Annotated in this window: 13 protein-coding genes and 1 pseudogene; 9 read left to right on the plus strand and 5 right to left on the minus strand. The window is 67.6% G+C overall.

The window, feature by feature from the left end; genetic code table 11:
* Nucleotides 1-12: 12 nt before the first annotated feature.
* Both H3O04_RS17270 and H3O04_RS17275 read right to left on the minus strand, forming a co-directional pair.
* Entirely contained in the window at nucleotides 13-960 is a 948-nt protein-coding gene (locus H3O04_RS17270; RefSeq protein WP_202588123.1) for a DUF4880 domain-containing protein, read from the minus strand.
* 312 nt (nucleotides 961-1272) lie between these two features.
* A complete protein-coding gene (locus H3O04_RS17275) occupies nucleotides 1273-2175 on the minus strand; it encodes a LysR family transcriptional regulator (protein ID WP_202588124.1) in 903 nt (300 codons plus the stop codon).
* A gap of 158 nt (nucleotides 2176-2333) precedes the next feature.
* Here H3O04_RS17275 and H3O04_RS17280 point away from each other — a divergent pair, with 158 nt between their 5' ends.
* Nucleotides 2334-3110 carry an SDR family NAD(P)-dependent oxidoreductase gene (locus H3O04_RS17280; protein ID WP_175682182.1) on the plus strand — a complete coding sequence of 259 codons (777 nt, stop codon included), beginning with the start codon at nucleotides 2334-2336 and terminating at the stop codon, nucleotides 3108-3110.
* 28 nt (nucleotides 3111-3138) lie between these two features.
* Here the strand turns inward: H3O04_RS17280 and H3O04_RS17285 are convergent, their stop codons facing one another.
* Nucleotides 3139-4341, minus strand: coding sequence for a sugar transporter (locus H3O04_RS17285; RefSeq protein ID WP_202588125.1), 1203 nt, complete (start codon nucleotides 4339-4341; stop codon nucleotides 3139-3141).
* A 200-nt stretch (nucleotides 4342-4541) separates the two neighbouring features.
* Here H3O04_RS17285 and H3O04_RS17290 point away from each other — a divergent pair, with 200 nt between their 5' ends.
* The 5 genes from H3O04_RS17290 (at nucleotide 4542) to H3O04_RS17310 (ending at nucleotide 10042) form a co-directional block, all read left to right on the plus strand.
* The gene (locus H3O04_RS17290) at nucleotides 4542-5216 is read left to right on the plus strand and encodes an HAD family hydrolase (RefSeq protein ID WP_011545523.1); all 675 of its coding nucleotides are present in this window, start codon (nucleotides 4542-4544) and stop codon (nucleotides 5214-5216) included.
* Nucleotides 5217-5854: 638 nt separating this feature from the next.
* Entirely contained in the window at nucleotides 5855-6817 is a 963-nt protein-coding gene (locus tag H3O04_RS17295; protein WP_202588126.1) for an SAM-dependent methyltransferase, read from the plus strand.
* Between the two features lie 13 nt (nucleotides 6818-6830).
* Nucleotides 6831-7925: a terpene synthase family protein gene (locus H3O04_RS17300; protein WP_105798011.1), complete on the plus strand. Its 1095-nt coding sequence runs from the start codon at nucleotides 6831-6833 to the stop codon at nucleotides 7923-7925.
* Nucleotides 7926-7937: 12 nt separating this feature from the next.
* Complete coding sequence (locus H3O04_RS17305) at nucleotides 7938-8993, plus strand: Rieske 2Fe-2S domain-containing protein (protein WP_202588127.1); 1056 nt, start codon at nucleotides 7938-7940, stop codon at nucleotides 8991-8993.
* Complete coding sequence (locus H3O04_RS17310) at nucleotides 8990-10042, plus strand: Rieske (2Fe-2S) protein (protein WP_202588128.1); 1053 nt, start codon at nucleotides 8990-8992, stop codon at nucleotides 10040-10042. Before H3O04_RS17305 ends, H3O04_RS17310 begins: the two co-directional genes overlap by 4 nt.
* A 28-nt stretch (nucleotides 10043-10070) precedes the next feature.
* On the opposite strand, the gene H3O04_RS17315 is transcribed toward H3O04_RS17310, so the two are convergent.
* Nucleotides 10071-10778 carry a succinate dehydrogenase/fumarate reductase iron-sulfur subunit gene (locus tag H3O04_RS17315; RefSeq protein WP_202588129.1) on the minus strand — a complete coding sequence of 236 codons (708 nt, stop codon included), beginning with the start codon at nucleotides 10776-10778 and terminating at the stop codon, nucleotides 10071-10073.
* Between the two features lie 90 nt (nucleotides 10779-10868).
* Complete coding sequence (locus tag H3O04_RS17320) at nucleotides 10869-11111, minus strand: DUF6566 family protein (RefSeq protein ID WP_023476627.1); 243 nt, start codon at nucleotides 11109-11111, stop codon at nucleotides 10869-10871.
* A 177-nt stretch (nucleotides 11112-11288) separates the two neighbouring features.
* Here H3O04_RS17320 and H3O04_RS17325 point away from each other — a divergent pair, with 177 nt between their 5' ends.
* From H3O04_RS17325 to H3O04_RS17335, 3 genes and pseudogenes are all read left to right on the plus strand, one after another.
* Nucleotides 11289-11984 carry an MgtC/SapB family protein gene (locus H3O04_RS17325; protein ID WP_041492325.1) on the plus strand — a complete coding sequence of 232 codons (696 nt, stop codon included), beginning with the start codon at nucleotides 11289-11291 and terminating at the stop codon, nucleotides 11982-11984.
* Nucleotides 11981-12304: a hypothetical protein gene (locus H3O04_RS17330; protein WP_012336640.1), complete on the plus strand. Its 324-nt coding sequence runs from the start codon at nucleotides 11981-11983 to the stop codon at nucleotides 12302-12304. The genes H3O04_RS17325 and H3O04_RS17330 overlap by 4 nt, the downstream gene beginning before the upstream one ends.
* Nucleotides 12301-13005 (plus strand): annotated as a pseudogene (locus tag H3O04_RS17335) (VTT domain-containing protein); the annotation flags it as partial. The gene H3O04_RS17330 and the pseudogene H3O04_RS17335, both read left to right, overlap by 4 nt.

Here is a 13005-nt window from a genome sequence, read left to right on the forward strand (position 1 = left end):
AAGCCTGCGGTTTCAGGCAGGGGTGGCGACGGCGAGCATGTTGCCGTACAGATTCAGGGAAAACCCGAGGCTTTCGGCCAGTTGCCGGAGTGCGGCCGGCGCGTCGTCGAGCGGAAAGACGCCGCTCACGCGGCGCGACAGCGCGGCCTCCGGGAAACGGATATAGCCGCCGAAGTAACGGCCCAGCGTTTCGATCACGTCCGGCACCGCGCGGTCGAGCACGACCAGCGTGCCGCGTGTCCACGAGAAGATGTCGGCCGACGTTTCAGGCATGCGGGCGATCTGCCCGCCGGACAGCGACCACGCCGATCCATCGGGTACCCGCAAGCGGCGCCCGTGGGGCACGGCCAGCACCGCGTCGCCGCCTTGCACGGCCACGACGGTATGCAGGCGCAGAACGTCGACGCTCACGCGCGCCCGCTCGGTGCGGACCATGCCGTCGCGGGTGGTCACGACAACCGGCTGATAGCCCCCTCGATTCGGATCGGTTGCAACCTGACCGGCGGCCAGATAGAGGTCGGCCTGCTCACGCGCATGGGTATACACCCGTGTGGCCGCGCCGGCCGTGACCGAAACGTTGCCGTCGAACTGGACCCTTTGCGGGACCACATCGCCATTGTGGTAGTCCGCGTCGAGCGAAAACGTCGAAATGAGCTGGCGCGTGCCGATCCCGGCGAGCACGAGGCCTCCCAGGCCCGCGCCGGCTTTTAGCCATCGTCTGCGGTGACGCGACGGCTCGTCGAGCGCCCGCCGCACCGCCGTACTCGACGTGCCCTGCAACGGGCCGAGCCTGCCGAGCCGCTGCTGCAGCCGCGCCCACGCTTCTTCGTGGGCCGGGTCCGCGCGCCGCCATGCCAGGAATGCGTCGCGCTCCTCCTGCGAAATCTCGCCGGAGCGCAGCCTCACTTCCCAGTCAATCGCCTCTTGCGCCACGGCATCGAGCGTGGAGTTACCGTTCATGAGCGTCAATCAATCGAGGGCGAACGGCCGTGCCGCACACGCAGCCCGTTGCCGAGCCGCGAATTTCGGAACACGGGTTTCGCGCGGAGCATAACATGCCGTAACGAGCGCATCGCAACGAACGATGCGGCGAAATGCGCGGATCGGTGGCGTGATGGCGGGCCTCGCGGCGGTCCTCACATCGACGATCGGCCGCAGCGCCTTCAGGCGGGCCCGATGTTGCCGAACAGCTGAAATTCGTCCGGCGTAGGGTCGGGCACGGAAAGACTCATGATGCCGCCGCGACCGACGTTTGCCGTTGTGCGGCGCCCCCTACTCCCGCCACGTCGCATCCGCGAGCTTCGCCACCAGTTCGTCGTACACCACCCGGATACGACGCGGCATCGGCCCGCGCCGCGGTCGATAAACGTGCAGCTTCCACGGCTCGGGCTCGAGGCTCGGCAGCACCCGCACGAGGCGCCCCTTCCTGACGTACGGCCGCACAAGATATTCCGAACACTGGCCGACTCCCACCCCCGCGCACACGGCCTCGATCTCCACGTCGGTGTCGTCCGTCAGGTAAGCCGGCGACGACGGCACGAACTGCTGCTCGCCGCGAAACATCCACGGCCACGGCCGCCCGCTTGCCCGATCGATCAGGCACGTCACCGGCATCGCTTCGAGTGCCTTACGGCTTTTCGGCTCGCCCAGCCGCCTGATCAGCGACGGCGCGGCTACCACCCACATCGGCAACGGCCCGACCATGCGCGCGACGAAGCGGTTGTCGCCGATCGCGCCGACGCGCACGCCGATGTCGATCTGCTCGTCGACCACCGGCGACGGCACGTCCGACAGCCGCAGATCGGGCACGAGCCCCGGATACCGCTGCATGAGGCCGGTGAGGATCGGCTGCACGTAATACCGCCCCATGCCCGACGGCGCGGTGATCCGGACGACGCCGACCGGCTCGTCGCGCTGGCCGGTCGCCGGCCCGAACAGCCCGTCGACCACGGCCAGCGCGCCCTGCACCTCGCGCGCGAACGACTGGCCGAACGCGGTGATCCGGATGCTGCGGGTCGTCCGGTGAAACAGCGTTTCGCCGAGCATCTCTTCCAGTTCGCGCACCGCGCGCGTGACGACCTGCGGCGACACGCCGAGCCGCGCGGCCGCCTCGCGAAACGTCGGCGCCGCGGCGGCCGCGGAAAAGATCTTCAGGATGTCGAGGCGGTTGAGCATGGGAAGCCTTTATGATGCTCGCGAAAAAGCGATTTTAATTCCTCAAGAAGGAATTCTGAATGCGCCATTGTTCCATTTTTTTGTCGCCGTCGAGCGACCACAATGCGCATCAGACGTCACTTCGACGCAGAGGGTCAACCACCACGGAGAAACGCATCATGAACGCAAGCACGCACTCAGCCCCGCTCGACGGTCGCATCGCCCTCGTGACGGGCGCCAGTTCCGGCATCGGCCGCGCATCGGCGATCGAACTCGCGCGCCGCGGCGCGAAGGTCGTCGTCAGCGCCCGACGCAAGGCCGAACTCGATCGACTGGTCGACGAGATCGCGACCGCCGGCGGTAACGCAACGGCCTTTGCCGCGGATGTCGCGAACGAAGCCGAGCTCCGCAAGCTGTTCGATTTCACGGTGTCGACGCACGGACGGCTCGACATCGCGTTCAACAATGCGGGCACGGAAGGCGTGTTCGCGCCGATGCTCGAGCAGGACGCGCAAAGCTACGACCGGGTGTTCGAGCCGAACGTGCGCGGCGTGTTCAATTCGATGAAGTTCGCGGCCGAGATCATGCTGCGTCAGGGCAAGGGCAGCATCATCAACAATGCGTCGATGGGCGGCGTCATCGGCTTCGAGAATGCGTCGGTGTATATCGCGAGCAAGCATGCGGTGATCGGGATGACGAAGACGGCTTCGATCGAATGGTTCAAACGCGGCGTGCGCGTCAACGCGCTGTGCCCGGGGCTGATCGATACGCCGTTCCATCATCGCGGCATCTGGGCGTCGGAGGAAGCACGGCTCGCCTTCGCCGAATCGACGCCGGCCGGCCGCTGGGCGTCCGCCGACGAGATGGCGACGGTCGTCGCGTTCCTCGCGTCGGACGATGCCAGCTATGTGTCGGGGCACGCGCTCGTGGCCGACGGCGGCTATTCGGTCGCGTGATGCACCGGCGGCGTGCCGGGCTGCGGCTTCAAGGCGCGGGGGCCGCGAGCGCCGCTTCCCGTTTCGCGTGCAGCCGCAACGCGGCCCACGCGACCCCGGCCGCGAAGATCGCGACCACGCCGCCGAAGGTACCGATCCACGGCAGCCCGAAGTCGCCCGCGATATGGTTGCCGAGCAGCGCGCCGGCGCCGATGCCGACGTTGTACAGCCCCGAGTAGATCGACACGGCCAGGTCGGTCGCGTCCGGCGCCAGCTTCAGCACCCATGCCTGCATCGCCAGCCCGAAGCAGACGATCGCGCCGCCCCACACCAGCGTGTGCACGGACAGCGTGACGATGTTCAGCGCGCACGGGAACAGGATCAGCAGGCAGCCCGACAGCGCGATGATCGACGCCAGCAGGAAATCGTCGGGCCGGTGCGGATAGACGCGATTGAAGCAGACCGCGGCCGGCAGGCCGGCGATGCCGAACAGGATCAGCACGTACGTGATCCGGCTGTTGCTCGCATGATTGATGCTCTGCACGAACGGTTCGATGTACGTGTACGACGTGAAGTGCGCGGACACGACCAGCACGGTGATCGCATACAGCGCGACCAGCGCCGGCTTGCGCAGGAACACGCCGATGCTGCTCAGCGACCCGGCGCCCTGGCTCGGCAGCAACGGCAACGTGGCGCGCAGCAACAGCAGCGCGACGCCCGCCGTGCCCGCGATGATCAGGAACGTGACGCGCCAGCCGAACGCCTCGCCGATCACGCGGCCGAGCGGAATCCCGGCGACCATCGCGATCGCCGAGCCCATCGCGATCAGGCTGAGCGCACGGCTTTTGCGGTCGCTCGGCGCGAGCCGCACCGCGAGCGGGATCGAAATCGACCAGAACACCGCATGCGCGCACGCGATGCCGAGCCGGCCGATCATCAGCACCGTGAAATTCCACGCGAAGCCGGTCACGACATGGCTGCCGATGAACACCAGCAGCGCCACGCTCAATAGCTTGCGGCGCTCGACGTGGCGCGTGACGAACGTCAGCGGCAACGACACGACCGCGACGGCCCACGCGTAGATCGTCAGCATCAGGCCGACCGCGGTCGGCTGCATCTGCAGGCTGTCGCCGATCGCGCTCAGCAGCGCGACGGGTACGAATTCGGTGGTATTGAAGATGAAGGCGGTGAGCGCCAGGGCCAGAACGCCCCACCACGATTGTTCGGAACTGACGGCGTCGGGGGTTGCCATACGGGGATTCGACGAAGGTTGGGCGCCCGGGCGGCCCGCCCGGCGCATCGGCGCGATTGTACCAGCGGTGTTCCCCCCGCTGCCGCCGGTCGCGGCGCGTGCGGCGCGGGACATGGCGGTGACACGGCCGTGCGCCGATAATGTGACGCATTGGGTTTTGCCGACGATTTGCCCGACGATCATCGGGCCAGGAGAGTTACATGCGCATTGAAACGTCATTTCTGTTCGATCTCGACGGCACGCTCGTCGACAGCGTCTATCAGCACGTACTCGCGTGGAAGGAAGCGCTCGACGCCGAAGGCATCGAACTGTCGGTGTGGCGCATCCATCGCAAGATCGGGATGAGCGGCGGCCTGTTCCTGAATCAGTTGCTGCGCGAAACGGCCGGCGACATCGACGCCGAGCGCGTCGAGCGGCTCGCGCGGCTGCATGCGGCCGCGTACCAGCGGCTGCGCGCGCAGGTCCGGCCGCTGCCGGGCGCGCGCGAACTGCTGGCCGCGCTGTCGAATGCCGGCATTCGCTGGGCGATCGCGACCAGCGGGCGAATGGAAACGGCGGCGATCAATCTCGAGGCGCTCGGCGTCGATCCGGCGAAGAACGTCGTCGTCACGCGCGATCAGGTGAAATATGCGAAGCCGGACCCGGACCTGTTCCTGACCGCGGCCGCGAAGCTGAACGTGCCGATCGAGCATACGGTGGTGGTCGGCGACAGCATCTGGGACATGCTCGCCGCCGCCCGCTGCCGCGCGCTCGGCGTCGGGCTGCTGGCGGGCGGGTACGGCAGCGACGAACTGGAACGCGCCGGCGCGCTGCGCGTGTACGACGATCCGGCGGATCTGCTGTGGCACCTCGACGAGGTGGCTGCGCGGCCGTAGCCGTAGGCGCCGGTCCACCGCGCCCGATCCGCTCCTGCGGGAGCGGGCGTTTCAGTCGAGTTTGACGTCATGCGGCCGCACGAGCTCGTCCGGCCGGATAGCCGCACGCGCGATCGTTCGCGTCGCGGCTTTTTTCGATTCATCGAATCGAAACAATCCCCACCGCCATTGACAAGCGCGATTTTAATATTTCTATTCGCACCTGTTTTCCCGTGTTTTTAAAACACACGGGAAGATTCTTGAAAAATCGAATCGCCTTTCATATAACAAAAACACTTCGTTTCCGGTTCACGATCGCTGTGCCCGAATCGTGAAAATATGCGTTGCGTACGGAGCCGAACCGGCCAGCCAGCGCCAGCCCGCGTCGCCAGACGTCCCAGGCACGATATGGGGCCTGTGTCGCAATGTGGCGTCGTAGCGCCCTTTCCGCCATTTATCCGGGGATTCTATAAATGCGCACGGATCTTTCACCTTCATAACGTTTCGACCGAAGCATTACCTCGATTTATTCGATTGCACGATCACAGGTATCGGCCGGGGTATTTTTGTGCCGGCGTTTCGTAAAGACGTGCGCCGCCGCTCGATCGGCGGGCATTGTTTTGTCCGGTTTGACGGAAATGGACGACGCGAGGATTTCGATGAATCAGATCAGCGAACAGGCGATCGCCGAACTGCGCGCGCCGCACCTGGAACCCGCCCTGCCGATCCGGGTGCTGCATGGCGAGACGGTGAGCGATTACGAGCGGAAAGTGCAGACGACCTACGCCGGCAGCCCGGACGACTGGCGCAAGGCGATCGGCGAGTACCTGTTGTTCCAGTTCGGTGTGTACGACGATCCGCGCTCCACGCCGCCGATCTCGCTCGATGAATCGGGCATTCGCTACTTCGAACGCCAGCTTCATCTCGCCGGCTTCGACGACCTCGTTCCCCCGCGCGTCGAACGCATTCTCGACATCGGCTGCGGCTGGGGCTACATCCTGAAGTATCTGGCCGGCCGCTTCCCCGGCTGCATGCGCCTCGACGGTATCAACGTCAGTCGCGAACAGCTCGACTACTGCGCCCGCTTTCATGCGCAACACGGGCTCGCGGAACGCATCAACCTGTATCAGTGCAACGCACAGGACGTCGATCGACTGCCCGATCCCGCGACGCCGTACGATCTCGTGATCATTCGCGGCGTGATCTCGCACTTCCCGAACGCGCTGTACGAAAAGGCGATGCGCGCGCTGCATGCGCGTGTGCGCGGCGGCGGCTCGGTGGTGATCTCGGACAATCTGTACAACGTCGACCTGAGCGAATACGCATCCGACACGCCGGACGAGGTCGACCGGATCGCGTGCAAGCACAGGAAGACGCCCGATTATTTCAGGCAGGTGCTGATCGACGCCGGGTTCGCGATCCGCGACATGCGCGTGCTGCCGTCGAACATCGACGTCGCGCGCTGGCTGATGGATGCCAAGGCCAACATCGACCGCCATTTTCCGCACCGTGCGCCGGACACGCTGGAAGAACTGCGCGTGCTCGCCGAAAACTGGTCCGTCGCGCTGATCAAGAACAAGGTGTCGACCTACAGCATCGTCGCGGTCAAACCGGACGCGTAACTTGGAGAGCCGCATGCAAGCATCCGGAACGCCACGCGCCACGAGCGCCCCGCCCAGCGAGACGCAAACGCTGGTGCTGCCGCTGCCGCATCTGTCGCTGCCCGTCGCACGGCACCCGCAGCATGAAGCAATCGAGCGGCAACTCGCGATCGACGACTACCCGTACATCGTGCAGCACTATCGCAGCGACGCAGCGGCGCGCCGTTTTCTCGCGCAGCGCATTCCCGCGTATGGCAGCCTGTGCTACCCGAATGCGCGGCCCGATCGCGTGTACGCGCTCCACCGCATGATGCACGTCACGACGCTGATGGACGACGCCTTCACGCATCTCGCACGCACCGGCGATCAGGCGGGGCTCGACTCGTTGCGCGAGCATTTCCTGGCGGCCGTCGACGGCACGCCGCCGCCGGCCGACGCACCTTCCGCGCGGCTGCTGCACGACACGCTGCAGTTGATGCGCACCCAGAGCGAGGCGCGCCCGGCCTTCTGGCGGCGGTTCGTCGAATGCATCCGCGAGCAGATCCATACGCAGGCCAGCCCGACGGCAACCGACGCAACGCGCCTGTCGTTGGCCGACTATCTGGCGTTTCGCCGGGTCGAGGGCTTCGGCCACTGGATCACGCTGCTCATCGAATACGCGCTCGACATCGACATGGGGCAGCACCTCGCGCAACACGCGGCGCTGGCCGACGCGCGGGACGCGACGATCGACTCGGTGATTCTCGTCAACGACCTGTTTTCGTTTCGCAAGGAATGGTCCGCGCACGAGCGATTCAATGCCGTGTGGATCCTGATGCGCGTCGAGCAACTGAACGCCCAGGCGGCGCTCGACCGGCTGGCGGCACGCTGCACGTCGAACGAGCGCCGCCTGATCGACGCGCGTGAAGCGGTCGCGACGGGCGCGCTGGCCGGCGACGCCGACGCGCAGGCCTACGTGACGGAGCTGTGTTACATGAGTGCCGGCAATGCGGAGTTTCATGCATTCAGCACCCGCTACCACGGCGACGATCTCGGCGGCGGGCGCTTCGCCGGCGGCGCAGTCGCGATGACGGCACTGCCGACGCTCGAGGAAATCGCGGCGGCGGACCGGCATGCTTCGCCCCGGTGACTGGAGACGCACATGCACGCACCGATCCCTCTTGTGCCCGAATCCGCCGCCGCTTCGCGACATCGCTATCCGGACGGCTGGTTCGCGCTGGCCTACAGCCGCGACGTCAAACCCGGCGCGCTCGTCGTAACGCGCTTCATGGGCGCGGACGTCGTGCTGTATCGAACGGCATCCGGCCTGATTCGCGCGGTCGCGCCGCATTGTCCGCACCTCGGCGCGCATCTCGGGCACGGCGGCGTCGTGCGCGGCGAGGAGATCGTATGCCCGTTCCATCACCTCGCGTTCGCGCCGGACGGCACCTGCGTGCGCGCCGGGCGCGACGGCAAGCCGCCCGCCGCCGCGCTGCGGCAGCGCCCCGTATGCGAATGGAACGGCCTCGTGCTCGCATGGCAGGACCGTGCGGGCGCAGCGCCGTCGTGGTCGCTGCCCGAACTCGACCTCGACGGCTATTCGCGGCCGCGCGGCCAGTGCCACACGCTGAACGGCAGCCTGCAGAATCCGGCCGAGAACGGCGTCGACGTCAATCATTTCAGCCCGGTGCACGGCTGGTCGAACCCGGTGCTGGAGCCGCCGCAAGCCGACGGCCACCGGATGACGATGCGCTCGACGCTCGTGCTGCTCGGGCAACGGCTGCTGCTGGACATCACGATGCACGGCCTGGGCTGCATGGCCGCGCGCATGGAACTGCCGGACCTCGGGCTGCACGCACGGGTCGTGCTGTTCCCGACGCAGATCGAACCCGATCGCTGGACCTGCCGCGAATTCGTCGCGCTGCGCGTCGAACGCACGTCGGCGTGGCCGTCGCCGCTGCGCCGGGCCGTGCACGAGGTCCTCGCGAGCGCCGCATACCGGCTGTGGTTCGTGCCGCAATTCAAGCGCGACCTGCGCATCTGGGATCACCGCGACTACGACGCACGCCCGACGCTGATGGCCGGCGAGCTGCCGATCATGACGTTCCGGCGCTGGGCCGCGCAGTTCTACCCGGCGCCCGGCGGCGACGCACCCGACGGGCAAGACGGCGCCGGGCCGCCGGCCGTCATGCACACCGATCGGGAATTCGCGCGATGAGTGCCATGCCGATGCAGGAGCGCGCGATGCATGCAGCCGGCCCCGTCGACGAAACCGCGCCGCTGCCCTATCCGGACGGCTGGTTCGCGCTGTGTTTCAGCCGCGAGCTGAAGCGCGGGGCCGTGCTCACGACGCCGTTCATGGGACGCGATGTCGTGCTGTACCGGACGGCCTCGGGCGTCGCCTGCGCGGTCGACGCGTATTGCCCGCACCAGGGCGCGCATCTCGGCCACGGCGGCACGGTCGACGGCGAGCAGATCGTCTGTCCGTTCCATCACTACGCATACGGCCCCGACGGGCGGCGCACCACCGCCGGCTGCGCGAAGGGCGGCCAGACGCTGACGCTTCGCACCCGGCACGTGCGCGAGTGGAACGGCTTCGTGTTCGTATGGCAGAACGCCGACGGCCTGGCGCCGACCTGGGAACTGCCCGACGTGGACATGACCGGCTTCTCGGCGCCGGTCGGCCAGGCATTCACGCTACGCGGCGTGATGCAGAACCTGCCGGAAAACGGCTTCGATCTCGAACATTTCGGCGCGCTGCACCGCTGGAAGGACATGAAACCGCATACGCCCGTGATCGACGGCCCGCGCATTTCGATGCAGGTCGACATGGCGTGGAAGCACATCAAATGGCGCACGCTGATCGGCGTTCACGGCCTCGGCTGCGTGTCGTCCGATCATGAAATGAAGGCGATCGGCCTCGAAGCGAAGATCTTCGCGTGCGGCGTGCAGGTCGCGCCGTTGCGCTGGACCTTCCGGGACGGTATCTCGTTCCGCTTTTCGTGGCTGTCGAGGTGGCCGGCCCCGGTGCAGCGGCTCGTCTACGCCGTGCTCGGCCGGTTGCTGCACCGGCTGTGGCTGGTGCCGGTGTTCAAGGAAGACATCATGGTGTGGAGCCATCGCGACTACACCGGCTACGGTACCCCGGTCGCAGGCGACGGGCCGTATCCGGTATTCCAGCGATGGGCGCGGCAGTTCTATCCGGCCGGCGATCGCGTTGCGGCACGGCATCGCGCCGCGCAGGCGGACGCGTTCGCCGGGAAATAGCGGAGCCCTAGTCTCCGGATGTCCCGCGCTACACCGTCCGCCTGACCAGCATCGTCCGGATCTCCGAAATCGCCTTGGTCGGATTCAGCCCCTTCGGGCACACGTCCGTGCAGTTCATGATCGTCCGGCAGCGGAACAGCCGGTACGGGTCCTCGAGATCCTCGAGCCGCTCGGCCGTCGCGAGATCGCGCGAATCGGCGATGAAGCGGTACGCCTGCAGCAGCCCGGCCGGACCGACGAACTTGTCCGGGTTCCACCAGTAGCTCGGGCACGACGTCGAACAGCACGCGCACAGGATGCATTCGTACAGCCCGTCGAGCTGGTCGCGCTCCTCCGGCGATTGCAGCCGCTCGCGCGCGGGCGGCGTCGTGTCGTTGATCAGGTATGGCCGGATCGAGTGGTACTGGTTGAAGAAATCGGTCATGTCGACGATCAGGTCGCGCACCACCGGCAGCCCCGGCAACGGCCGCAGCACGATCTCGCGCGGCAGCGTCTGCATGTTCGTCAGGCATGCGAGGCCGTTCTTGCCGTTGATGTTCATCGCGTCCGAGCCGCAGATGCCTTCACGGCAGGAGCGCCGATACGACAGCGTCTCGTCGTCGCATTTCACGCGGCCCAGCACGTCGAGCAGCATGCGGTCGTCCGGGTTCACGTCGATCTCGTAGCGCTGCAGGTAAGGCGCCGCGTCGCGGTCGGGGTCGTAGCGGTAGATATGCAGGGTACGCGGATCGCTCATCGGTTCCTCCCGGCGCGGGCCGGCATGGGTTCACAAGGTACTTGCCGTGGTGCGCTGTCGCGGCACACGGCGCCGCAAGCGCGATGCCAGTCAGTCGTCGTCCACGCGCTTGTCGATCAGATAGCGGCCGCGCTCGAGGCCCGCCCGCAGCGCCTCGACCTCGGTCAGCCATTCCGGGCCGGCGGCTTCCGGCACCACCAGCTCGATGCGCGCGCCGTTGACGTACACCTGCACCTCGTCGCGCCATGCGCCGCGCTCGTTGGGTCGCGCCCACACGAAAATCTCGTGGCCGCGATACGGGTCCCGAACCTGTGCGTCCTGTTGATGTGCCACGGTGGCCTCCTGTCTTATCTGCGATAGCGATGCAAAAAATGCGCGCCGCATGCTCGTCAGGCGCGCCGCCGGCCTTGCGCGCACGCGCCGTGCCCGGCCGGCACGCTGCTTGCGTCCCTTTTCCGCATCGAACCGCTACCGGGCCCGCCTCGCTGAGGGCCGGAAGGGATGCACATCATGATCGGCCACCTCGAATTACTCGGACGCCTGCTGCTGGCCGCGCTGCTCGGCAGCGTGATCGGGCTCGAACGCGAACGCCTGAACTGGGCCGCCGGGCTGCGCACGCACATGCTCGTGTGCGTCGGTTCCGCGCTCGTGATGCTGGTGTCGACGTTCGGCTTCGAGGACGTGCGCGGGCAGAACGGCGTCGTGCTCGACCCGTCGCGGGTCGCCGCGCAAGTGGTGTCCGGCATCGGCTTTCTCGGCGCGGGCTCGATCCTGCTGCGCGGCGAAGTGGTGCGCGGGCTGACGACGGCCGCGAGCCTGTGGGCGGTGGCCGGCGTCGGGCTCGCCGCGGGCGGCGGCATGGTGGTTGCGTCGGTCGGCGCGACGGCGATCGTGCTCGCGATCCTTGCGGGCGTGAAGCCGCTCGAGCGTCGCTTCATCGCGCAGCGCCAGCAGCGCACGCTGCTGCTCGTGGCCGAGCGCGGCGGCCTCACGCTCGGCACGCTGCACGAGGCGCTCGGCCCCGGCCGGGTGCGCGTGAAACGGTTCATCGTCCAGCAATCGGACGACGATCCGGACACCGACGACATCTCCGTCTCGTTCTCGCGCACGAGCGGGCCGGAATTTGCGGCGATCTGCGAGACGCTGCAAAACATCGCGTGCGTACGGACCTGTCAACCCGACACCTCGTCAAGGAGTTTCGTGTGACCCAGACCGACCTGCTCTCCTATCTCGTGACGAGCCAGCTCGCCGCGCGCATGCGCAGCGGCGCCTGGCTCACGACCAGCCAGCTGGTGGGCGCGCTGCGCGCGTGGCTCGCGTGCCAGCGCGCCGAATGCGACTGGCTCGACCGGATCAGGATCGCGCACGCGTCGGCGACGATCGCGCAGGAGATCTACGACATCGCGGTCGCGCACGGCGAGCATGCGCGGCTCGACGCGCATTCGCCGGAGTTGCAGGGGCTTCGCGCACGCTGCGATGCGCTGTTGCAGCGGATCGACGGCAACCGGGACGTCGGGGCCCGATGATCGCGCCGGATCGCATGACCCGCGCCGACGACCGGCGCGTCGACGCCGCGCCGGCGGACGGCCCGTCGCGGCACGGCCTGCTCGAACGCGGGCGCAACTGCGACACGATCCGCCACGCAGACCGCTTCGCAATGCTGGTCGACGGCGACGCGTATTTCTCGACGCTGCGCGCCGCGCTGCTGCGTGCGCGCCATACGGTGTTCATCGTCGGCTGGGACGTCGACAGCCGGATGCGGCTCGCGCCGGGCGGCGCGGACGACACGCTGCCCGACACGCTCGCGGCCTTCCTGCATGCGCTCGCGTCTGCTCGTCACAACCTGCGCATCTACGTGCTCGCGTGGGATTTCGCGATGATCTACGCGCTGGAGCGCGACTGGCCGCCCGTGTATCGGGCCGGCTGGCGCGCGCATCGCGGCATCCGGTTCCGGCTCGACGATGCACACCCGCGCGGCGCGTCGCATCACCAGAAGCTGGTCGTGATCGACGACCGGCTCGCGTTCGTCGGCGGCCTCGACCTGACGCGCGCCCGCTGGGACACACCCGCGCACGCAGCCGACGATCCGCGCCGCCGCGACGAGCAAGGCATGCCGTACGGGCCGTTCCACGACGTGCACGCGATGTTCGACGGCGATGCGGCCGCCGCGATCGGCGATCAGGCGCGGGCCCGCTGGCTACAGGCGTGCGGGCGCCCGATCGCGATC

This window comes from Burkholderia sp. KCJ3K979, assembly GCF_016759955.1.
Taxonomy (GTDB): Bacteria; Pseudomonadota; Gammaproteobacteria; order Burkholderiales; family Burkholderiaceae; genus Burkholderia; species Burkholderia orbicola.

Coding starts and splice junctions, on each gene's coding strand:
- H3O04_RS17270 (WP_202588123.1), bottom strand. CDS start 960: ATGAACGGTAACTCCACGCTCGATGCCGTGGCGCAAGAGGCGATTGAC.
- H3O04_RS17275 (WP_202588124.1), bottom strand. CDS start 2,175: ATGCTCAACCGCCTCGACATCCTGAAGATCTTTTCCGCGGCCGCCGCG.
- H3O04_RS17280 (WP_175682182.1), top strand. CDS start 2,334: ATGAACGCAAGCACGCACTCAGCCCCGCTCGACGGTCGCATCGCCCTC.
- H3O04_RS17285 (WP_202588125.1), bottom strand. CDS start 4,341: ATGGCAACCCCCGACGCCGTCAGTTCCGAACAATCGTGGTGGGGCGTT.
- H3O04_RS17290 (WP_011545523.1), top strand. CDS start 4,542: ATGCGCATTGAAACGTCATTTCTGTTCGATCTCGACGGCACGCTCGTC.
- H3O04_RS17295 (WP_202588126.1), top strand. CDS start 5,855: ATGAATCAGATCAGCGAACAGGCGATCGCCGAACTGCGCGCGCCGCAC.
- H3O04_RS17300 (WP_105798011.1), top strand. CDS start 6,831: ATGCAAGCATCCGGAACGCCACGCGCCACGAGCGCCCCGCCCAGCGAG.
- H3O04_RS17305 (WP_202588127.1), top strand. CDS start 7,938: ATGCACGCACCGATCCCTCTTGTGCCCGAATCCGCCGCCGCTTCGCGA.
- H3O04_RS17310 (WP_202588128.1), top strand. CDS start 8,990: ATGAGTGCCATGCCGATGCAGGAGCGCGCGATGCATGCAGCCGGCCCC.
- H3O04_RS17315 (WP_202588129.1), bottom strand. CDS start 10,778: ATGAGCGATCCGCGTACCCTGCATATCTACCGCTACGACCCCGACCGC.
- H3O04_RS17325 (WP_041492325.1), top strand. CDS start 11,289: ATGATCGGCCACCTCGAATTACTCGGACGCCTGCTGCTGGCCGCGCTG.